The 22,053-nt window shown below is 60.7% G+C and carries 17 protein-coding genes, 1 tRNA gene and 2 pseudogenes; 17 read left to right on the top strand and 3 right to left on the bottom strand.

Features of this window, described 5'->3' with window-relative positions; translation table 11 throughout:
* Positions 1 to 4 precede the first annotated feature (4 nt).
* Positions 5 to 739: a metallophosphoesterase family protein gene (locus ACKN61_RS16685; protein ID WP_408950470.1), complete on the top strand. Its 735-nt coding sequence runs from the start codon at positions 5 to 7 to the stop codon at positions 737 to 739.
* Positions 740 to 829: 90 nt separating this feature from the next.
* On the opposite strand, the gene ACKN61_RS16680 is transcribed toward ACKN61_RS16685, so the two are convergent.
* Positions 830 to 2,158 carry a glycosyl hydrolase family 28-related protein gene (locus ACKN61_RS16680; protein ID WP_408950469.1) on the bottom strand — a complete coding sequence of 443 codons (1,329 nt, stop codon included), beginning with the start codon at positions 2,156 to 2,158 and terminating at the stop codon, positions 830 to 832.
* Positions 2,159 to 3,054: 896 nt separating this feature from the next.
* Here ACKN61_RS16680 and ACKN61_RS16675 point away from each other — a divergent pair.
* The 11 genes and pseudogenes from ACKN61_RS16675 to ACKN61_RS16625 all read left to right on the top strand — a co-directional run bounded on the left by ACKN61_RS16675 (position 3,055) and on the right by ACKN61_RS16625 (position 16,702).
* Positions 3,055 to 7,842, top strand: coding sequence for an RHS repeat-associated core domain-containing protein (locus ACKN61_RS16675; protein ID WP_408950468.1), 4,788 nt, complete (start codon positions 3,055 to 3,057; stop codon positions 7,840 to 7,842).
* An 11-nt stretch (positions 7,843 to 7,853) separates the two neighbouring features.
* Positions 7,854 to 8,195 (top strand): hypothetical protein, encoded by a 342-nt coding sequence (locus ACKN61_RS16670; protein ID WP_408950467.1) that lies wholly within the window; start codon positions 7,854 to 7,856, stop codon positions 8,193 to 8,195.
* Positions 8,196 to 8,382: 187 nt separating this feature from the next.
* Positions 8,383 to 9,456: pseudogene (locus ACKN61_RS16665) on the top strand (RHS repeat-associated core domain-containing protein); the annotation flags it as partial.
* A gap of 637 nt (positions 9,457 to 10,093) precedes the next feature.
* Positions 10,094 to 10,942, top strand: a pseudogene (locus ACKN61_RS16660) (RHS repeat-associated core domain-containing protein); the annotation flags it as partial.
* Positions 10,943 to 10,945: 3 nt separating this feature from the next.
* The gene (locus ACKN61_RS16655; RefSeq protein ID WP_408950466.1) at positions 10,946 to 11,425 is read left to right on the top strand and encodes a hypothetical protein; all 480 of its coding nucleotides are present in this window, start codon (positions 10,946 to 10,948) and stop codon (positions 11,423 to 11,425) included.
* A gap of 1,195 nt (positions 11,426 to 12,620) precedes the next feature.
* Positions 12,621 to 13,004, top strand: a complete 384-nt coding sequence (locus ACKN61_RS16650) for an ankyrin repeat domain-containing protein (protein WP_408950465.1) — start codon at positions 12,621 to 12,623, stop codon at positions 13,002 to 13,004.
* Between the two features lie 223 nt (positions 13,005 to 13,227).
* On the top strand, positions 13,228 to 13,851 hold the full coding sequence (locus ACKN61_RS16645; RefSeq protein ID WP_408950464.1) for a hypothetical protein: 624 nt from the start codon (positions 13,228 to 13,230) through the stop codon (positions 13,849 to 13,851).
* Positions 13,852 to 14,498: 647 nt separating this feature from the next.
* A complete protein-coding gene (locus tag ACKN61_RS16640) occupies positions 14,499 to 15,086 on the top strand; it encodes a TonB family protein (RefSeq protein ID WP_408950463.1) in 588 nt (195 codons plus the stop codon).
* A 265-nt stretch (positions 15,087 to 15,351) separates the two neighbouring features.
* The gene (locus ACKN61_RS16635; protein ID WP_408950462.1) at positions 15,352 to 15,732 is read left to right on the top strand and encodes a hypothetical protein; all 381 of its coding nucleotides are present in this window, start codon (positions 15,352 to 15,354) and stop codon (positions 15,730 to 15,732) included.
* A gap of 323 nt (positions 15,733 to 16,055) precedes the next feature.
* Complete coding sequence (locus ACKN61_RS16630) at positions 16,056 to 16,316, top strand: hypothetical protein (RefSeq protein ID WP_408950461.1); 261 nt, start codon at positions 16,056 to 16,058, stop codon at positions 16,314 to 16,316.
* Positions 16,317 to 16,435: 119 nt separating this feature from the next.
* On the top strand, positions 16,436 to 16,702 hold the full coding sequence (locus ACKN61_RS16625) for a hypothetical protein (RefSeq protein WP_408950460.1): 267 nt from the start codon (positions 16,436 to 16,438) through the stop codon (positions 16,700 to 16,702).
* 66 nt (positions 16,703 to 16,768) lie between these two features.
* Here the strand turns inward: ACKN61_RS16625 and ACKN61_RS16620 are convergent, their stop codons facing one another.
* Positions 16,769 to 17,311 carry a putative immunity protein gene (locus ACKN61_RS16620; protein WP_408950459.1) on the bottom strand — a complete coding sequence of 181 codons (543 nt, stop codon included), beginning with the start codon at positions 17,309 to 17,311 and terminating at the stop codon, positions 16,769 to 16,771.
* A gap of 289 nt (positions 17,312 to 17,600) precedes the next feature.
* Positions 17,601 to 17,693, bottom strand: a tRNA-Ser gene (locus tag ACKN61_RS16615).
* A gap of 244 nt (positions 17,694 to 17,937) precedes the next feature.
* Between ACKN61_RS16615 and dnaX the strand changes: the two genes are divergently transcribed.
* The 5 genes from dnaX (at position 17,938) to ACKN61_RS16590 (ending at position 22,022) form a co-directional block, all read left to right on the top strand.
* The gene (dnaX, locus tag ACKN61_RS16610) at positions 17,938 to 20,145 is read left to right on the top strand and encodes a DNA polymerase III subunit gamma/tau (RefSeq protein WP_408950458.1); all 2,208 of its coding nucleotides are present in this window, start codon (positions 17,938 to 17,940) and stop codon (positions 20,143 to 20,145) included.
* Positions 20,146 to 20,261: 116 nt separating this feature from the next.
* Entirely contained in the window at positions 20,262 to 20,582 is a 321-nt protein-coding gene (locus ACKN61_RS16605; protein WP_031373708.1) for a YbaB/EbfC family nucleoid-associated protein, read from the top strand.
* Positions 20,583 to 20,598: 16 nt separating this feature from the next.
* Entirely contained in the window at positions 20,599 to 20,832 is a 234-nt protein-coding gene (locus tag ACKN61_RS16600) for a hypothetical protein (RefSeq protein ID WP_031373707.1), read from the top strand.
* 61 nt (positions 20,833 to 20,893) lie between these two features.
* Positions 20,894 to 21,493 carry a recombination mediator RecR gene (gene recR / locus ACKN61_RS16595; protein ID WP_031373706.1) on the top strand — a complete coding sequence of 200 codons (600 nt, stop codon included), beginning with the start codon at positions 20,894 to 20,896 and terminating at the stop codon, positions 21,491 to 21,493.
* A gap of 175 nt (positions 21,494 to 21,668) precedes the next feature.
* Positions 21,669 to 22,022 carry a histidine triad nucleotide-binding protein gene (locus ACKN61_RS16590; protein ID WP_408950457.1) on the top strand — a complete coding sequence of 118 codons (354 nt, stop codon included), beginning with the start codon at positions 21,669 to 21,671 and terminating at the stop codon, positions 22,020 to 22,022.
* Positions 22,023 to 22,053 lie beyond the last annotated feature (31 nt).

Below are 22,053 nucleotides of genomic sequence, written 5' to 3'. Positions count from 1 at the left end.
ACCGATGCGCATAGCCGTCATTTCCGATGTCCATGGCAACCTGGGGGCGCTCGATGCGGTCCTGGCCGATATCGAGCGGCGCGGCGTCGATCTCGCGGTCAATCTCGGCGACCTGTTGTCCGGCCCGCTGCGGCCGTGCGAAACCGCCGACCGCCTGATCGCGCTGCGCTGGCCGACCATCGCCGGCAACCACGAGCGCCAGGTGCTGACCGATCCGCCCGAACGCATGGGCGCGTCCGACCGCCATGCCGTCGCCGAGATCCGCCCCGACCAGCGCGAGTGGCTGCGCAGCCTGCCGCCGACCTGGCGTCTGAACGAGGAGGTGCTGCTGGTCCACGGCACGCCGCGCAGCGACCTGGAGTGTTTCATCGAGACCGTCGACGAGCACGGCATGCGCCCGGCTCATCACGACGAAGCGGCGCAGCGTGCCGGCGACACTGATGCGCGGGTGATCCTGTGCGGACACACCCACGTGCCGCGCAGCCTGCGCTTGGCCGACGGCCGTCTGATCGTCAATCCCGGCAGCGTCGGTTTGCAGGCTTACGCCGGCGAGCATCCGCATCCGCACCGGGTCGAGACCGGTTCGCCGCAGGCGCGCTATGCCATCGTCGAGCGAGCCAACGACGAATGGAGCGCGCAGCTGCTCACGGTGGGCTACGACTGGGATGCGGAAGCCGAACGGGCTTTGCGCAACGGCCGGTCCGATTGGGCGCGCGCATTGGCGACGGGCTACGTGTAGGCGGATGCGGACCTGGTTCGGCTCGCAGCGAACGACCCATCCGCCAGCTTCGAGACCGGCGCGGGGCGAATCCGCCCCGCGCCGCGTCGCTTACTTCTGCACCAGGAACTGCGCCATCGGATAGTTGAAGGTGTGGCACTGTTCGAAGACCAGCCGTTCGCGATTGACCGTGGCGAAAGACTCATGGCGTCCCATGAGCTGGCACGACTGCCATTTCACGTAGGGCATGTCGCCGCCGCGCGGCCGATAAGTGACCGGGATCGACGGCGGGCCGATGTGGCTCTGGAACGAGCGCGCCGCATCGGTGCAAGAGATGAAGGTCAGGTTCGCGTTCGCCGCATCCCATCCGCAATTCATCAGCTTGCTCTTGGCATGGCGCAATTCGAAGCGCACGCCCATCACGATCAGCGTCTTGACCGTGTTGTTGTGCGGGCCCGGCGGCAGGTCGAAGAACACCGACGGGATGTCCTGGGTCTCGTTGCACTGGATCCAGGAGCCGCCGTAGACGTTGATGTAGCCGCCACGCGCGAAGCGCAGCAAGGTGCCGCTCTGGTACTCGAACTTGCAGTCGCGGAACCAGAAATTCAGGAACTGGTCCTGCTGGCTGTGGGTCGGCGTCATGCCCGAATGCAGGAAGGCGTCGCCCAACACGACATCGTTGGCCAGGTGGCAGCGATTGAAGGCCCACTCGGAATTGAGATTGGAATCGGCCGGGCCGTCCAGGCCGATGACCCGGTTCCAGGGGCCGCGCCATTCGACGTCGTCGAAGGCGAAGTCCTGGTTGGTTCCGCCGGCCACCGAAGCCCAGCAATAGATCCAGTTGAGCCCCGGACGCGCGGCGCGGAAGCTGATCTCGCGCACGCGCAACTGGCGCAGGCGGCCGTAGGCGGTCAGCAGGTTGTTGGCGAACGCGTCGCCGCCGGTCGGCGCGGCATCGAACAGAATCTCCGAGCTGCGCTTGCCCTGGCCTTCGATGACATAGCCGTTGATCTTGGTCTTGGCGGTGTCCGGGCCCTTGGGCAGCAGCACGTCGGCCTTGGTCACTCGGTAGATGCCGGCCGGGAAATAAAGATGATGGGTCAGCCAGCCGTTGCCGTTCCTGGATGCGAACACCGCATCGCGCGCGCGTTCGATCGCGGCGGTGTCGTCGGTGCTGCCGTTGCCGACCGCGCCGTAGTCCTTGACGTTGATCCGGCCCGGGTCGGTACCGACCAGCGCGGTGGACGCAAACGCGCCATCGCGACGCGGCGCCGGGGCGCCGCCGATGGGTTCGTTCTGGTACATCGAACCGCCGATCGAGGCGGCGGTGGTGGCCGCGGCGGCCGCGCCGGCGCCGGCGATCATGCCGGCCGCGCCGATCAGCTTGCGGCGCGAACGCGAATGGGGGCTTGCATCGGAACTCGTGGTCTTCTTGCTCATTAGGCATCCTAGGTAAGTGCCCGGATCGGGCATGGCGTGACGGTCGCGACCGGCGGTGGGGCCACACCGGGCACGTACGGTCGCGAACGTCGGGCGCAATCTAGGCGTCGCTTGTCATGGCCGATGCGATGCACGGCGCAGTTTTCCCGGACAACGGCCACAAGGTTTGTAACGATCCGTCTTAGTGAGTCCGCGGTCGCGCTCTGGCAGCGGTCTCCACGACCCTCACGCCTTGCTGCGGCAGTGGTGCAGTGATGTTGCGACAGCGGCGTGGATGCGCTGGGACGTCGGGCGGGGAAGGCCTTGGCGTGGTATTCGAGCCGCATCGAATGGATGCCGGTCATCCGGTATTTAGCTCGCGTCGAGACGGCCTGCGAAAGCCGCTCGATAGATCGCGGCGATTGCGCCGCAGTCGCGATATTTTGTGCGCGGCGTCTCTGTTTGTAATTTTGCGCAAAGGCCTCGCCTTGTACTGGCTTTCGCGAACCCGTTGCGCCTACAGTGAGCGCCGAACACGCCCTTGCATGCATCCGTTGTCGACGCTCAGCACGCGTCGCTGTCGTTGAGATGCGCGGGCGTAGTATCGACTTGCCGACCTAAGGAAAGGGAGCAATGCAGATGGATTTGCCCGCACGCACAGCGGCCGCCACGGCCGTGCTTCGGCCAGCCGCCGAGATCGAAACCGCCCTGACTTTCGTTGTCGCAAACGCGGCGCCGCCGCCATGCCCCGGCTCGAACCGGCGGCCACGCGTCGCCGCCCGGACATAAGCAACGATCAAGCTGCACACGATGCCCGACGCTTCGCTTTCGGATATCGAATCCCCCATGCCGGCGCCGGCGGTCCTCCCTCACCGAGCGTGCGTACGGCCTCTCCAAGCTCCATAGAAGGAATGACCATGACAGTTGTCGCAACGGATGCCGACAATGAGGCCGAGCGCCGGCCGGCTCGAACCCATATTGGCTGGAACCTGACTCTGGCCTCACTGGGCTTGCTGCTCGCTTCGGGCGCGCAGGCGCAGGAAACGGTAAAGCTGTGGCGCACCAACAGCCTTGCCTTAGCGCCGCAGACCACCGAAGCCGCGATGCAGCAAGGCATCAGGAATTATTTCGCCCAGTTCGGCGGTCCGCCGATGAGCATGTACGTCAAAAGCCAGGTCGCGCTGAACAGCAAGACCGTCTACAAGTACGCCATCGAGCCCAAGCCGCCGACCTTGACCGATTGGGCCTACAAGGAGCTCAACGACCCGTCGGGCACGCCGACGCAGACTTCGATGGAGGCGATCGTCGCCCGCATCAAGCAGGACTACGACGCCCAGAGCGTCGCTCAGGGCTGCGCGGCGGCCAGCACGGTTACGCCGACGGTCTGGACAACGGATCTCACCTGGTCGACCAGCCCGATCGCGATCCGCGAATCCAATCCCGCCGAGGTGAAGTACATGGTGGCGCCCGGCGGTGGCGGCGCCTGTTACCTCAGCGGGACCCAGGTCAGAATCGTCAAGGATCGAGCGGCCAGTTGCCCCGGCCTGCTCATGAGCTGGAAGAGCGATCTCAGCGCCTGTGCCGCCGGGCCCAGCTTCGATATGGTGTATTACAGCGAGCCGTTGCCGAACAACGATTGCCCGGTCGGCGCCCGTTGCGACCCCGCCACCGGCGACAAGTCCGAGCAGACGCGCGATTTCGATCTCGGCTGGGTCGCCTTCGACCGTTATTACCACTCGTCGACTTCGACCGTCGCCGGCGGCTTCGGCCATGGCTGGACGCATTCGCATAACCTGCGGCTGTTGGTCGGCCCCGATCCGACCACGCCTTCCGACCCGACGGTGCGGATCGGCTTCATCGAAGCCGACGGCACCCAGGTCGCCTTCACCCAGGCCGGTAGCGCCTACGAGGCGAATAACCAAAGCGGCGACCGGGTCGTCGCCGACGGCGCGCAGTGGCTGATGCATCGCAGCGACCGGGTTTTGCGTTTCGACGCCGCCGGCCGTTTGCTGGAACAGCGCTTAGAGAACGGCTCGATCCTGAGTTATAGCTACGACGGCATGCGCCGCTTGGCCGCGATCGCTCACAACAGTGGCCGCAGCTTGGCGTTCGAGTACATCGCCCTCGGCGACGACGCGCCGATCACCGCGATCCGCTCGGCCGGCGCGGCCTTGGCGACATACAGCTATAACGCGAACGGACAGGTCGAGGCCGTCACTTACCCCGGCAGCGAACAGCGCACCTATCACTACCAAGATGCGAGGTTTCCGCACAATCTGACCGGCGTCAGCAGCGAAGGCGGCCAGCGTTACAGCACCTACAGTTACGACGCCAAGAACCGCATCGCCGCGACCGTGCTTTCGGGCGGCGTCGAACGCGTCGAGTTGGTCTATCCCACGGCCGGCGGTTCCGCCGTCACTGATGTGCTGGGCCAGCAGACCACCTATGGCTTGACGGCGTCGCCGGCGAGCGGCGCACCGCGCAAGGTCAGCGACCTGACCGACACTCGCGGCACCATCGGCAGGACTTACTACGACGAGACCGTCGACTTCCGCCGTCGCCTCGACACCGTCACCGACCGCAACGGCACCCAGACCAAGCACACGTATGCCGAGGCGAATGACTCGGTGACCGGGCAGCTAGCGCGCACGCATACGGTCAAGGAAGCGGTCGGACTCGCGCAGGAGCGCACCAGCGCGGAACGCCGCGACCTTGCCAGCAACCGCACGTTGCTGACCCAGGTCGGCAATCGCGAGACCCGCATCGTCCGCAACGCGCGCCTGCAGCCGGTTACGGTCACCGTACGCGATACCGTCAGCAACCAGACCCGCACGACGACCTATGCCTACTGCGAAGCCGCCGACGTGGCCGCGAGCAACAGCACCTGCCCGATCCTGGGGCTGGTCAAGTCGGTCGATGGTCCGCGCACCGACGTCAACGACGTCACGACGTTCCAGTACTACGGCAGCGACGACAGCACCTGCGCGACGCAGCCGGCGCTGTGCACCTACCGCAAGGGCGACCTGCGCAAGGTCGTCGATGCGCTAGGCCGCGTCACCGAAACCTTTGGCTACGACCCGCAGGGCCGTCCGTTGTCGGTCGTCGACGCCAACGGCATCGTCACCGATTACGAGTACCACCCGCGCGGCTGGTTGGCCGCAACCAAGGTGCGCGGAGCCGACAACAGCGTCGAGACCGACGACCGCATCACCCGGGTCGAGTACTGGCCGACCGGCCTGGTCAAGCGCATCACCCCGCCGGGCGGCGCCTACATCACCTACACCTACGACAGCGCCCAGCGCCTGACCAGCGTGGCCGACAAGGCCGGCAACAAGATCCAGTACACCCTCGACCTGGCGGGCAATCGCAAGCAGGAAGACACGAAGACCGCCTCCGGCACCTTGAAGCGCACCCTGTCACGCGTGTTCAACACCCTGGGGCAGTTGCAGACCGCCAAGGACTCGCTGGCCCACGCGACCAGCTTCAGCTACGACAACGATGGCAATCCGGACCTGACCACCGACGCCTTGAGCCGCGTCACCAACCAGGATCACGACCCGCTCAATCGCCTGAGCCGCACCCTGCAGGACGTCGGCGGCCTCGCGGTCGAGACCAAGCTCGAGTACAACGCGCTCGATCAAGTCACCAAGGTCACCGACCCGAAGGGCCTCAACACCACCTACGGCTACAACGGCTTCGGCGATCAAGTCCAGTTGTCGAGCCCGGACACGGGTACCACCACCTACGGCTATAACAGCGCCGGCTTGCTCGCGAGCAAGCAGGACGCCAACGACGCCAGCCCGCACACCTACACCTACGACGCCCTGAACCGGCCGAAGACGATCTCGTACAGCGGCGGCGCCGCCGACGTCGAGTACGACTACGACACGGTCAACTCGGTCTGCGCCGCCGGCGAGAACTTCGCCCTCGGACGTGTGACCGCGATGCGCAGCGACGGCACCGAGCTGAAGTACTGCTACGACCGCTGGGGCCAGCTCGTGCGTAAGGTGCAGACCGTCGGCACCCGCAGCTTCACCCTGCGCTACGCCTACACCAGCTCGGGCCAGGTGCGCACCATCACCTACCCGGACAACGCCATCGTCGACTACGTCCGCAACACCCTGGACCAGGTCACCGAAGTCGGCATCAAGCCGGCCGGCGGCGTGCGCACGGTGCTGCTCAACAATGCGGCTTATGAACCGTTCGGCCCGGCCACCGGCTGGACCTACGGCAACGGCCGCAGCCTGGCCCGTACCTACGATCAGGACTACCGCGCCAAGACCATCCACGACAACGCTGCCGGTGGCTTGTCGCTGGCCTACGGCTATAACGAAGTCGGCGAACTGACCGAACTCAAGGACGGCCTGCAAAGCGCGTTCCTGGCCAAGTACGACTACGACACCCTGGGCCGCCTCAAGATCACCCGCGACGGCCCGACCGGCACGCCGCTGGAGACCTACGGCTACGACGCCACCGGCAACCGCAACAGCCTGCTGCACGGCGGCATCACCACCAACTACACCTATCCGGGCACCAGCCACCGCCTGAGCAACGTCGGCGGCGTCGGCCGTGGCTACGACCTAGTCGGCAACACCACCAGCATCGGCGGCACGGCCCGGGAGTTCGTCTACAACGCCAACGACCGCATGAGCCAGGTCAAACAGGCCGGCGTGGTCAAGGCCAGCTACCGCTACAACGCCAAGGGCGAGCGGGTCTCGCGGGCCGACAACGCCACCGGTGCGATCACCGGCTACACGCTGTACGACGAGGCCGGCCATTGGCTCGGCGACTACGACGCCAACGGCGCGACCAAGCAGCAGGCGATCTGGCTAGGCGATGCACCGGTCGGCCTGGCCGTCGGTGCCGGCGTGGCGCAGACCCTGCGTTACGTGCAACCCGACCACCTGGGCACCCCGCGCGCGGTGATCGACCCGAGCCGCAACCTCGCGGTCTGGACTTGGGACGCCAAGGGCGAGGCCTTCGGCAACAACCCGCCGAACCAGGACCCCGATCTGGACGGCACCGCGTTCGTGTTCGATATGCGGTTCCCTGGGCAGCGTTTTGATGCGGCTACCGGGCTGAACTACAACTACTTCCGGGACTACGATGCGGGAACGGGTCGTTATGTGCAGAGTGATCCGATTGGGCTTGATGGTGGGATGAATACCTATAGCTATGTTGGTTCATCCCCGGGCTTGTCGGTTGACCTCTATGGATTGGATATCTTAGGTGTTCATACAAATGTAACCTCGGAATCATCTTCGACGGATGGTCATGCTTGGATTGGTCGTTACTCAGATCGCGGCATGCTGCTTGAGACTTACGGAGCCTGGGAACTCGGACATCGATTAACAAAAGGATTGCCGCCACAGCCAGGGAATGATCTTTGGAGAAATATAGAGCGAAATCATCCGGATAGTTATACGGCGGAAACAAGTTTTTACATGAATTTAAGCGCAGAGCAGCTAAGTCGCTTTAATGAATTTGTTAAGAAGAAATGGGAGTGGGCGCTTCGAGATAACTGCGCCACATGGATACAGGAGGCGCTCAACTACACTTTGCCAGCGGCTCAAATATCTTTTAGAGATTGGACTTATCCGCTAACGTTTGGAGCACCGACACCGCGTGCGCTGGCAGATAAGATCGAGATTTGGAAAAGTACGCGTAAAGATAATTCGCTGCAGAAGCCTTATCACCAAAAATAATCGAGAGTGCTATGACTATATGGGGAAAAATTGCCATACCTGCACTTGCGCTCGCCGGACTGTTTGGTTGGATTCTTACCAAGCCTAAGCATGTCTCAGGCGATGAGCTGAAATCCATAGTAGTGGCATCGGATAAAAGTTCCGCTGGAACTTGGTATTTATACGACTTCTCAGGGGATGTTTATTGCCTGAAGTACTCAAGGCCAATTTTTAGTGAGCGATACTGCGTTCCTAAGAATGACGTTGAGCTAATGGATGGAGGTTCGCCAGTGACCAAAAATGGATTCATGGGTGAGGGGGGCTTCGTCTTGAAAAAAGAGCGCTTTCCTGGTGCGGTGCAAGAGACTTTCTGAGAGCTAGTCTGGGAAGGGTCGTGCTGTTGGAAATAGAGGGGCGCTCTAGAAATGAAGCGCCCCTCTTCTGTCCTTATGTTGTCTGGGCTGAATTTTAAAGCTGATCGTGAAATTATTTAACTTCGCGTGGAATTTTGAACGTAGCAGGGAAATTGATTAAAGGCCGGGGCAACGGGACCTTTCTTTCGGCAACACCACCAGCATAGGTGGCATGGCCAGGGAGTTCATCTACAACGCCAAGGGCGAGCGGGTCTCGCGAGCCGACAACGCCACCGGCGCGATCACCGGCTACACGCTGTACGACGAGGCCGGCCATTGGCTCGGCGACTACGACGCCAACGGCGCGACCAAGCAGCAGGCGATCTGGCTAGGCGATGCACCGGTCGGCCTGGCCGTCGGTGCCGGCGTGGCGCAGACCCTGCGTTACGTGCAACCCGACCACCTGGGCACCCCGCGCGCGGTGATCGACCCGAGCCGCAACCTCGCGGTCTGGACCTGGGACGCGAAGGGCGAAGCCTTCGGCAACAACCCGCCGAACCAGGACCCCGATCAGGACGGCACCGCGTTCGTATTCGATATGCGGTTTCCGGGGCAGCGGTTCGATGCGGCAAGCGGATTGATCTACAATTACTTCCGCGACTATGATCCGACCATAGGCCGCTATATACAAAGTGACCCGATTGGCTTGAGTGGTGGATTAAGTACCTTTGGATATGCAGGAGGCAGTCCGCTGACCGCCGCAGACCCGTTTGGACTAGAGTGCCCGCCACAACTAAAGCAAGAGCGAAAATGCTTCAATGCAAGCAATTACGACACCACAAGGCATGGCAGCAGAACAGTTATCGGTAGCGCAGCCACCGATCAAATATTTCTCGCAAATGGCCGACGACTAGATCGCTCGGAGACAGATGAGCACTTCGCGTCTATCGGGAAGGATGGAAGCTTCACGATTATTCCGGCACCTACGCAGGAAACCGCCAAGGGAGTCAAAGGCGATTTTTCGATAACCAGAGAGGAAACCGCTGCCATTTGCCATTCCCATCCGAAGGGTAAACAATTTGAATCGATCCCAGGATATGGCGAACATGAAGCTGTTTTGCTTGGATATCCGAGCTACATAGTTAGAAACTCGGTTTATGGCGTACTTGAAATCGACAAAGGCCAGTTCCAGTACAGGATACTAAGAGGCACACTGCCCCTTAATGATCTTCGGAACATCCAGAGCCGTCTCAATCAATTTCAGAACCGACTAAGTCCGTAGAGAGCCCGGAAACAAGCTAACGGAGGTCACATGAAAGCCGCTTTTATCATACTACTAGGCTTGTCCCTCTCCGGCGTAAATATAGCGAGCGCCGTCGCCGAAACCAATGAAGAAAGATTATCCACACAGATCCTTAGGGATCCCTCTCCAGCCATTGCGAGACGGGTATCGATTAGCGGACGCCTGCAATGGAGCAACGAAGACAGGAATCTCTATCCGACTTGGGCGGGCACCCCGGCGCCTCGCGATTACTGCCTCCCAGTACTCATAAACCAGAAAGATGACTCGACGAGCGAGGCGGCCGAAAAACTTAGCGGGAAGAACGTTAAAATCTACGGAATAATTTCTTTCGTTTCTTCGGACGCAGATTCAATCTCGGTAAATTCCTGTAAGCAGTTGGGCATATATGTAATACACATGGAAGCTGTCAGCGATAAATAGAGCGGTAGCCGCAGAGCCTCAAAGGCGCCGGCAACGGGGTCTGAATCGCTCAGGAATCCATAGACATTTCGCAGCCATCTTTAAGGCCCCGGCAACGGGGCCTTTTTTCTTGTAGGGCATCCCGGCAACCAAAAACCGGGTCAGAGCAACTTCCGTCTAGCCCCTGTCGGAAGCCACTCTGACCCGGTTCGCATTACCGCGCGCGGTGATCGACCCGAGCCGCAACCTCGCGGTCTGGACCTGGGACGCGAAGGGCGAAGCCTTCGGCAACAACCCGCCGAACCAGGACCCGGATCAGGACGGCACCGCGTTCGTGTTCGATATGCGGTTCCCGGGGCAGCGCTTTGATGCGGCTACGGGGCTGAACTACAACTACTTCCGGGATTACGATGCGGGAACGGGTCGTTATGTGCAGAGTGATCCGATTGGATTGAGGGGCGGAGTCAATACCTTCAGCTATACAGATGCTAGTCCGTTATCTTCTGTTGACCCTTTTGGTTTGCTTAGGGCTCTGCTGATGGTAGGTGATCCCGGGTTGGGTATACATAACCCGGGCCGCTCCTTTGAGTTGGCTGCCGCAACCGTAAGTACGTTTCTGGCGAGTGAGGGCTGGACCAGTGAGACTATTAGGGTGTCTAGCGTGTCTGATTTTAGTAATGCGCTGTTGACTGGAGCGCCGGTTGATCGTGCTTACTACTTTGGCCATGCTGGGGCCTCGGCCCTCATGATTGGTGAGGGTGCGGGTGAAGGCACGAATCTTTTTGCGGAGGATGCGAAAGGAATTGGCCCGGGGAGAATGTCAAATGGTGCCGAGTTCTACATTTATGGCTGCAATGCGGGTGTCGGGGACAGTAATATCGCGCGCACTTTGTCTTATTACTTGCAGCGTCCTGTGAATGCCTTTACTAGTGGCATGCATTATACGAGTAGTCCGCAATATTCTCGGGCGCCACCTTATCCCGCTCCGCCGAGCCGAGTGCCGTTGTACATGAGGCCGGACAATGGTAAGCGAGCGATAAAATTCAATGCCTATAAGGGGAGGTGAGGTATGAAGGCACTTTTTTTTGGTGGCTTCCTGTTTTTGTTGGCTTCGTGCTCTTCGCAGGGGACGAACGCGAAAGCTATGGGTAAAGCCGAGGCGTGCGATAGTCTTGCTGAAATAAAAAGCATGCCTCTCCGGGATGGATGGCCGGAGACTGATCCCGCATATCTAAAAATAAGTAATAACCGAGAGGTCGCGAAGTCATGTTTGTTGGATCGGATTTCCGATTCAACGCAGATGATGGATCCTCGTTCCGAGCCGACGAAAGTAAACAATTTTGCCGTCGGGGATTTGGCTTTTTTCCTTTTATATGAGTTCAAGATGGTTCCGTTCGAGGAGGTGCTTCCCGGCGAAGTCACGAAGCAGCTGGCTGAGCGGGGTGTTTTTGCATATTTCGAGTGGGTGAACAAGCCAGGAAATCGAAGGCAATTGCAGGAAAATTGTAGGAAATGGATTGAGGAAAATCGCGGCGTTCGGGTAAATTGATTTGGCTTTGGGCGGTTGCCTATCTGGTTAGTATCCTGGGGGCATGGCTGCGCCCATGCCTGAGCACCATTGATTACTTGGTATTCATGTAGGTAGGCGATATGAAATAAGGTGGGCGTTTTCCGAAATAATCCCGGCGCCGAGTTTATCGCTCGTAGTTTACTAACAGGGCGGCAAGCTAGCCGGCAGCGTGCGCACGGCGTTGCTCAACAATGCGCATGCGATCCCTAATGAAAAAATTCCTGTTTGCCTTGCTTTTCATTCAAGGCAGTGCGGCCATAGCCGATAAGGTGGTTGCATCAAGACCAATGGCTGAGCGTTCAGCGAAGGCGTCAGTCTATGGCGTAGGCGTAATAAGGTGGGGGCAGTGCCAGAGGCCGTGTCTGTGCCACGAATTTTTAAATATCAAATCGACTTCACGAAAGGGGGAAGTCCAAGAAAATACTCATATGCACCGACCAGCCATACTCGGTCGGTCAGAAGGTCCTGTTTGCCTATGGCGATTCGCGTGATGCTCGGTGCGGGAATGACTACGCCTACATACCCGCAACCAGTTACAACGAGTTTGTTTATCCTGTCTGTGATGACACGATGAACGACAAGTCTTGGGTCCTGCTTATACATTCAAAGCGATCCCATTGGCATACGAGGCGGACTGAGCACATTCGCGTATGCGGGCAATGCCCCAATGAGCAACGTAGATCTGTTTGGCTTGGACGCAACAACAGTCCCACATCAGTCTATCCCGTGCGCGGATTCGTGCCACCATCAAGAACGGGGCTGACACTAGCGCTACAGGCTCTGGTTGCCGGCGGCGCTACGGTTTCGGCCTACACTACGGGCGCTGCACTATTGCTGTACTCCCCTTCGTTGGGGGGGGCGCGCCATGTGAGGCGATGGGAGCCGGTGCTTGAGCTCGCATGTACAGCGAGAAGATGGAGCGGGGAGAGGAGTATCAAGCTTATAAGGATATCCAGCGAGCCGGTGTTGCCTACGACCCAGACCCGTTCAGGCATTTAAAGAACCGTATCGAGCACCATAAGACGCTGAATCGATTGCGCTCAGCCTAGGACTCCAAGTGGCCCAGTAGCAAGTTTCCTGGCGGTCGACATATTGGCGACATTGCACGAAGCAATGCGACGATCACCAAGCTCGAAAAAGAGTTTAAGGAACTCTGCCCTGAGGAATGTGATGAATGAATAATGAACTCGCCAACCTGCTCGATAAATATCGAATGCACGAGATATTCGTTGACTTCAATATTAGAAATTTTGATGATCGGGGAGCCGACGGAGAGACGCCACTGCATTTGGCCGCACTTAGTGGTGGCATCGACGACCTGAAACTCATGCTTCCGGTAATATCAAATATCGACATCCCGGGCGGTATCGGCCATACGGCGCTTCACTACGCAATCATGTTCGGATATGCGCCAGTCGTTGATGCTCTATTGAAAAACGGAGCCAGCTTGCTCGTGGAGAACGAATACGGCGATCGCCCACTTGATCTGCTGAAGAAAAATCGAGAAGAGGTGGTCGCAGCAATACTTAAGTATCAGCCAGATGCCATCTCTCGTTGAGCCGGTCAACGATGCAAAATCTATGTCCACACGGATGAATTTGGCGCCAAGTACCCTTCATGATAAAGAGGGTGGTTCATTCTCAGAAATTTAAAAACCGGGTCAGAGCACCTTCCGCCTAGCCCCTGTCGGAAGCCACTCTGACCTGGTTCGCAGGTGCTGTGCTTGGGCGTGAAAAACAAGGCTGAAGTGCATGCGGGAACAGCGAAAGGCTAATGCCATTATGGGAACTGCCGTGCGAAATATAAGAAGTGAGGTCATTTCACAAGTATTTCGTAGTTCGGCGCTGGTTCTTATTTTGAGCGCTTCGAGCGGTGCGGCGATGGCCGATAAGGTGGTCGCGTCAAGGCCAATGGCTGAGCGTTTAGCGAAGGCGTCAGTCTATGGCGTAGGCGTAATAAGGTGGGGGGCAATGCCAGAAGCTGTGTCTGCGTCGCGAATTTTTAAGTATCAAGTCGATTTCACGAAAGGCAAGAAGCCCAAGAAGATACTCATATGCACGGATCAGCCGTACTCGATCGGCCAGAAGATTCTATTTGCCTATGGCGATTCGCGTGATGCTCGGTGCGGGAATGACTACGCCTACATACCCGCAACCAGCTACAACGAGTTTATTTATCCTGTCTATGATGACACGATGAACGACAAGTCTTGGGTCCAGCTTAGACTCGCGCATGCAGAGGATCTTGGGTGCGAAAGCATCGCCTTCATCGCCCTCTCGCTCAAGGAATCGAAGCAGAAGAGCGATCCCAATATTGATTTCTCGGGGATCCCTGGCGACGGGAGGTACTTTGACCTCAAAGGGCTCTCCGCTTGTCTCGCCAAAGCCGGAATTACTTTGCTTTAGCCTCTCCCGATCAAGCGAGGCTTATCGACCTTGAAAATAGCAGGTGAGAAATATGGGGTAAGGTTCATTTCCTCTTTTTTCTGGCTGGAATAAACCTGCCTTCTTTTCTATGCCGTGACCTTAAGTCTATTGAGGCATCTAATGAGGGGTTTTTTAGTGTTGCTTTGGGTTTTGTGCTCGTTCCCAGTTTTCGCAAAGGGAGCGGGGCTGGATTCAAAAAGCGAACAATACTTTATAGATCCTTCGGTAATGATTGCGCGCCGCGTATCTATCGATGGACGCCTCTATTGGAAGGGTGAGGGTAGAGAGATATATCCGACTTGGACGTCGGTCGAGAACCCAAGTAGTAGGTACTGTCTGCCTGTCCTCATTGACGATGACAACGACGCCATGATTGCGAAGGCTTCGGCCTTGCACGGAGTCAATGTCAGGGTCGAGGGACTAATTGCTTACTCCGCGCGAATCCCGGGAATGATCTCGGTTACAGCATGCAAGCAGCTTGGTATCTATGTCGTGAGCATGGAAAGGATCGTCTCCGACTAAGGGGTAGAGTAAAAAACCGGGTCAGAGCACCTTTCCGTCTAGCCCCTGTCGGAAGCCACTCTGGCCCGGGTTCGCACTGGCGCCCTACATGCACAGGTGAACTGATGAAAACTGCATTGGCAGCTCTGATTCTCAGCGTTTGCACATTCGCAAACGCGCAAGAAATCAAAACAGCAGAACGGGATTTGGCAGACCAAGTCGGCTTGATCAATCTGAAAGCTGGGGTGACGGAGAAACAAGCCGGCGCCGTCGCGCTATTCTATTGTGAGCGGTACATAGGCGGCTGTGGCGCGACAGATGCACCAGTCAGTCAGGGTTCCCACTGGCAGATCACTCCTCGTACGGGAATCGATGGATCTCCCGACAAGGACAAAATCCTTGTGGGCAAGCATTCGGGAAAGGTTTCTTGGGGCAAAGGCCCCGCCATTGATCTGCTTTCGCTGGTGAGCTCGAAGGAGCCTGCGCCAGCACCCGTTAATAAAGGCGGCGCGAAGCCTGTTCTGACCTCTGCTTCTGCGGTGAAAATTGAGTTTACTGTCTCGCCGGCTGGCAAGGTCTCCAACGCCAGATTTAAGAGATCGTCGAAGGACATAAAATGCGACGTGCAGGCCAGAGCTCGAGTGGAAAGCTGGAAATTTCCGCCCAGGAAGACGCCAATTCAGCTTGTCACGACTTTGGGCTGTAACCGGTGAGAGCCTGGAACAGGCCGCAATGCAAAAAAGCGGCAGCAGGAGTAGATGGCTGACCATTACGTTCCAGAGTAAAAAGCCGGGTCAGAGCACCTTTCCGTCTAGCCACTGTCGGAAGCCACTCTGACCCGGTTCGCAGTGACCAAGGGAAGATACACCTACGATATATCCGGGTCTCTGGTAGCACTGGCGGACCTTCTGCCGACCTCCGAGCTGCCGGCAAGCGTTACCCCCTTGCCAAATTGCGATTCAGCCAGGATCGAAGCTTATGACCTCTCAATCAATCCCGAAAGGCCCAGCTGCCGACGAATTAAGGAACGCCATAAATTGGCAAGCTGCATTTCCTGATTATGTGTTCAGCGAAGGCAAGCTCCAAGGTTTTTTTGTTATTGGTGCTGGAATATTTGATACCCGCAACTTCTTGGAGTTCATGCTCGGCGAAAATTTAAAGGCAAACGGAACGCCTATTTCTGTTCTTGTCCGACTGCAAGAGCAGCCTGAGCGAGATCTGTTTTTTTCAGTATCGAATGCCGATGAAATAAAAGATTTGCGACTTCATGTAACGCAAGGACCCTTCGAGATTTTCGGTTCCATTATTGTTGTTAGCGGTGAGCAGTCGAAATGGGTGGCTTACGAGGACGTCGACTAGCACTTCGCTATACTGGCAGTCTTCGATGCTAGTACCTTTGAGCGCTGGTCAGCGAAGGAAAGTGGTGTTTTCGATTATGTCATTTCCGAAGATCAAGTCTCCGAAAAATTGCAAGCTGACGAATGGGTGGGATGGGAGTCAGATTTTTTGGAGAAAATTATTGAATCCTTTGGTAGAGGGCAAAAGTAGCAGTCGCTCATAAAAAATCGGGTCAGAGCAGGCGAGCACTTCTAAGGGCTTCGGGCGCGGACGGGATAGCTCAAAGGTCGCGTAGCCGTCGGCGGAATGTTGGAGCGCCAAGATATGGGACGGATAGGTTGAGTATGGATCCTGTAGATCAGATGTTCGATGTCATTGGCAGGATGCCAGCTGCGCAACTGGCTTTTTTGGTTCTTTTTATGCTTATCCCGTCAGTCTGGGGCAATTTCGTCTTTCATCTGAATAACAAGAGGCTGGGGCGAAAACCGGTTTCTCGCAATCCATTTTTCATGATGGCCACATTCAATGCGCGCGAATGGCTTATATTCGGAGTCGTTCACTTGCTGGCGATAGCTGCTGCTGCGGCGGCTTTCAGGGCAGGCTGATGGGTCTCGATGGCGATGCCCACCGTCGTTCGAGGGACGTTCTGTCCGCGATTAGGTGTGGTTTTGCTTTTGAGTGAACGAAATCGGCTGTCCGATGCGTTAAGGTCAGAACGCAAGTGATGAGTAAATCCGGTGTGGCAGGGTGGTTGCTTATCGCAGCCTGCTTTGCATTGATGCTTTATTTATCGCTCCGCTCGGTAGCTGCCCTGGATAAGGGCTATTCGTGGAGCGACATGGATTGGAATCGGGACGGCAACACGAGCCTGTCCGAGTTTTTATCGGCCGGCGATGTCGGCATGCGGCAAACCAAACGCTACGATCGCGACTGCAAAGAGTATTTTTCTTACAAGGACCGCTTGCCGATCAAGACGGTTTGCCTGGACTAGCTATGGTTTCATGATCCCCATTGCGGACCGGGCGCCCGCGCAAACCTTGAGTGTCTCGACTGGTGCTCAACGCCGTAATTCGGCATCGAGCTCATTCAAGAGTTCGCTGAAGCGTCCGCGACCTTGAGCCGGGGACGGCAGGCGTCGCAGGACGCTGCGTACCGCGGGCGATGCGAGGTTCGCGGCCCAGTGCAGTTGTTCTCTACCGACGGTGCTGTTGTTCCGGGCTTCGAGTTCGAGGGCGAGTGCTTGATGCGCCGCCGCGCCGAGTACGTGTTTGACTTGGTGCGGGGTGGCGAGGGGATGCAGATAAGCCGCGGCTGCGGCGTGGCTGGCGGCATGCGCGGCGTTGGCTGCAGCCGCGTCCCTGGTTTCGTGAGCGGCCGCATAAGCTGCCCAGGCGCACGCGCGCAGCGTTGCAGTGCGCTTGTTGCCGGCGGCAAAAGCCTCCGCCTCGGCGATGGCTTCGCGCGGGCGATGGTCGCTCGGGCAGGCGGCCTCGAAGATCGGCAGCACGCGCCGGGCGCAGGTCGCTGCGAACAGCGCGACCTGCCTGAGCTCGTCTTCGCCGAGTTGGATTTCGATTTTGCTTTTGCTTTTGTCCTTCACCTAGGAATGCCTCTCCCGTGTGCCTGCATGGGCGAGGCCCGGTCTTGGCTGTCCGAGTCTGGGGTCGGTCGACCAAGAATCTTGATGCATCGAGGCGGATGGAACGGCAGGGTTCTCTTCATGGCATGGATCCCTCGATGGCGGCCTTGATGCCGCCGCGCGTGCTCCCGCATGGGCGCGTAGGCCCACGGAGGTGCCGAGGCCCGGCTTCCCGGCGGCCGGCAACGCGCGTTACCGGCGCCCCAAACGAAACAAGCCCCTGAGGTCGTCAGGGGCTTGTTTCGTAATCTGGCGGAGAGAGGGGGATTCGAACCCCCGAAGCGCGGTTTAGACGCTTACACACTTTCCAGGCGTGCTCCTTCAACCACTCGGACACCTCTCCGGGATCTGTGCGGGCGCTGTCGCGGGCCGTGCAGAGCCGGGAATTCTAGCCGCGGCGGGGCCCGGTAACAAGCCGAGGCTTCGGCCGCCGCCGCACAGGTGCGCCGAGGCTCGGGCGCCGGGGTGGGGCGTGGCACAATGTGGAGGTTCGTTCACGCTTCGCTCCCGGCTTCCGTCGCGAGCGCCCGGACGGCGTCGTGCGCACCGCGTCCGACCCGTCAGAACGCCTTATCGCAAAGGATCCGATGTCGTATCTCGTCCTCGCCCGCAAGTGGCGCCCGAAGCGTTTCGCCGAGCTGGTCGGGCAGGAACACGTGGTGCGCGCGCTGACCAACGCGCTCGGCACCGGGCGCGTCCATCACGCCTTCTTGTTCACCGGTACCCGCGGCGTCGGCAAGACCACGATCGCGCGCATCTTCGCCAAGTCGCTGAACTGCGAGCGCGGCACCTCGGCCGACCCCTGCGGCGAGTGCAACGCCTGCCTGGACATCGACGCCGGCCGCTACATCGACCTGCTCGAGATCGACGCCGCCAGCAACACCGGTGTCGACGACGTGCGCGAAGTGATCGACAACGCCCAGTACATGCCGAGCCGCGGACGGGTCAAGGTCTACCTGATCGACGAAGTCCACATGCTGTCGAAGTCGGCGTTCAACGCGCTGCTGAAGACGCTCGAGGAGCCGCCGGGGCACGTCAAGTTCCTGCTCGCCACCACCGACCCGCAGAAACTGCCGGTGACGGTGCTGTCGCGCTGCCTGCAGTTCAACCTCAAGCGCCTGGACGAGCAGCAGATTTCCGGGCAGATGACCCGGATCCTCGCCGCCGAGGGCATCCCGGTCGACGAGGCCGCGATCCGCCAGCTCAGCAAGGCCGCCGACGGCAGCCTGCGCGACGGCCTGTCCTTGCTCGATCAGGCCATCGCCTACAGCGGCGCCGGCAGTGATGCGCGCCTGGAAGGGGCTGCAGTGGCGGCGATGCTCGGCACGGTCGACCGGACCCGGGTCGGTGCGGTCCTGGCCGCCCTGGCCGACGGCGACGGTCAGCGCCTGCTCGACGAGGTCGCGACCCTGGCCGAGTTCTCGCCGGACTGGGGCGGGGTGCTGGAAACCCTGGCCGATGCGCTGCACCGGATCCAGGTGCGCCAGCTCGTGCCCGAGGCCGCGGTCGAGGCCGACGGGGTCGATGTCGACACCCTGGCCGAGCAACTGCGGCCCGAAGTCGTGCAGCTGTGGTACCAGATGAGCGTCAACGGCCGCCGCGATCTGCCGCTGGCGCCGAGCCCGCGGGCAGGTTTCGAGATGAGCGTGCTGCGCATGCTGGCGTTCCGTCCGGCCGGGGCCGGCGGCGATGCCGGCCCGGCGCCGTCGTCGGGCGGTCGCAGCGAGCCGGCGCGCAGCGCCAGTGCCAGCGCGGCGGCCCAGGCCGCAGCGGCGATGCGCGAGATGGGCGGTGGGCGCCAAGCGGCGCCGAACCTCGAAGCGAGCAAGGTGCCGGCCTCGGAAGCGCCGGTGCAGGAGACCACGGCGCGTCCGAATCCGCAGCCGGAGCCCGTCGCGGCGCCGGTGGCGAAGCCGGAACCCAAGCCGATCGCCACGGTGCCGTCCGAATCGGCGCCCTCCGAACCGGCGCCGCGCGTGCAACCGGTCGTGGCCGCCAAGCCCCAGGCCGATGCCGAGCCGCAGGCCCGGCCTCCGCTGACCTGGCCGGACGAAGAGCTTTCGCCCAAGCCGAACAATCACCGAGTGTCGGACCGAACCGAAGTGCCGGCCCGGGCGACGGCACCCTTCGTCGAACGCGCAGCCGCGCCCGAGCGCGTCGAGCTGCGCCCGGAAGCGCCGGTCGCAGTACCGACCCAGGCCGCGGCCGAGCCGGTGCGCGACATGGCGTCGCCGACGGCGCCGGTCGATCCGGGTCCGAGCCTGTTCGGCAGCCCCGGCCCCGACAGCGAAACTTCGGTCGTCGCGCCGCGGATGGAGACCGTCTCTGCACCCGCAGTGCCGGCGCGTCCGTCCGAGCCGATCACGATGCCGGCCCGCGCGGCCTCGGTCTCGGCCGGTGGTATCGCCGACGACGACGCCTGGCATGCGCTGGTCGATGCTAGCGGCCTGCGCGGCCCGGCCCGCATCCTCGCCGAGCACGCCAGTTTCGTGGCTTACGGCGACGGCGTGCTGACCTTGTCCTTGCCGGCCGACGACGACCATCTGCGCGCACCGGCCTTGATCAAGATGGTCGCCGACGCCTTGGCGAGCCGCCTCGGTGCAGCGCCGCAGATCCGCTTCGAAGCGGCCAGCGCGGCCGGCGAATCGCTGCATGCGCGCAACCTGCGCGCGCGCGACGAGCGCCAGGCTTCGGCCGAGGAGCGTTTCATGAACGACCCCGACGTGCGTCGTCTGATCGACGTGCACGGCGCCAAGGTGGTGCCGGATTCGATCCGTCCCTTCGACGAGGCCTGACCGCAACCCTTGCGCCGCGCGGTTTGCGGCCCAACTACATCACCGACGACATGAGGCTGCGGCAGACTGCGGCCTCGATCCACCGATTACTTTCACGACCAAGAGGCAGGACCATCATGCGCGGCAACATCGCCCAACTCATGCAACAGGCGCAGAAGATGCAGGAAAACGTGCAGCGCGCCCAGGAAGAATTGGCCAAGATCGAAGTCACCGGCAGCGCCGGCGGCGGCATGGTCAGCGTGACCCTGACCGGCCGCATGGATTGCCGCAAAGTGCGCATCGATCCGAGCGTGCTCGCCGATCAGGAAATGGTCGAGGACTTGATCGCCGCGGCGTTCAACGATGCGGTCAACAAGATCAACAGCGAATCGCAGGCGAAGATGTCGGCCGCGACCGCCGGCATGCCGATGCCCCCGGGCATGAAGCTGCCGTTCTGACCGCTGGCGCTCATCGATGAATCTGCATATCGGCATCACCACCGCATTGGTTGCGGCCGCGTTGCTCGGGCTGGATCTGTACGCGACCTGGACGGTCTGGCGCGAGCCCGACCTGACCGGCCTGCAGAAAGGCCTGCAGTCGGCGCTGGTGTGGATGATCCCGCTGCTCGGCGCGATCCTGTGCCTGAACGTCGTGCGCGCGATGAATCGCGAACCGATGGCGCGCAGCAGTTTCCCGACCTCCGAATAATCCGGCGAGCCGAAGCGACCGCGATGACGACCGTCCGTTCCGTTCCGATGCCGGCGCAGGCATGAGCAGTCGCCTGCTCGAACAACTGATCGACGCCTTCCGGGTGTTGCCGGGCGTCGGTCAGAAGTCGGCCCAGCGCATGGCCTACCACGTGCTCGAACGCGAGCGCAGCGGCGGCCAGCGTTTATCGGACGCGCTCGCCGAGGCGATCGAGAAGATCGGCCATTGCGTGCGTTGCCGCGATTTCAGCGAGACCGAAGTCTGCGCGACCTGCGCCAGCGGTTCGCGCGATGCGCATCTGTTGTGCGCGGTCGAGTCGCCGGCCGACCGGCTGGCGATCGAACAGGCCACCGGTTATCGCGGCTTGTACTTCATCCTGCAGGGCCGCCTGAGCCCGCTCGACGGCATCGGCCCGCGCGAGCTCGGCCTGGACACCTTGGCCACGCGCCTGGCCGAGGGCGAGGTGCAGGAACTCATCATCGCCACCAATCCCACCGTCGAAGGCGAGGCCACCGCGCACTACCTCGCCCAGCTCGCCCGCCAGCACCAAGTGCGGCCGAGCCGGCTCGCCCATGGCGTACCGCTCGGCGGCGAACTCGAATACGTCGACCGCGGCACCCTCTCGCATGCCTTCGGCAGCCGCAGCGAAGTGCCGCAGTAGGGCGGGAATTGGGAGTCGGGAATCGGGAATCGGTTGAAGCGAAGCCTGGCGACTCGAATGATTCGATGGCCGGCGAGGTTCGACGGCGAGAGGACGGGAAGGACGCGACTGCTCAAGTTTCGTCGTCGGCGGCGCGGTACGATTCCCGACTCCCCAATCCCGAATCCCGGCTCTCATGACCGACACCACCATCTTCGGCAAGATCATCCGTCGCGAGATTCCCGCCGACGTCGTCTACGAGGACGACGACCTCATCGCATTCCGCGACATCGCGCCGCAGGCGCCGGTGCACGTGCTGTTCGTGCCGAAGACGCCGATCGCCACGCTTAACGATTTGCAGCCCGACCAGGCCGTGATCGTCGGCCGCCTGGCTCATGCCGCCGCGGCGTTCGCCCAGCGCGAAGGTTTCGCCGAGGACGGCTATCGCCTGGTCATGAACTGCAACGGCGACGGCGGCCAGACCGTGTTCCAGATCCACCTGCATCTGCTCGCCGGCGCCCAGCTAGGCCGCTTCGGCACCCCGCGCTGACCGGCGCCTCATCGCATCGAGAATGCGCCGG

Origin of the sequence: Lysobacter sp. Hz25, assembly GCF_046097045.1 — a bacterium.
GTDB lineage: Bacteria > Pseudomonadota > Gammaproteobacteria > Xanthomonadales > Xanthomonadaceae > Lysobacter > Lysobacter antibioticus_B.
The sequence above is the reverse complement of the archived record's forward strand: the minus strand, read 5'-3'. Positions and strand labels throughout refer to the sequence as shown.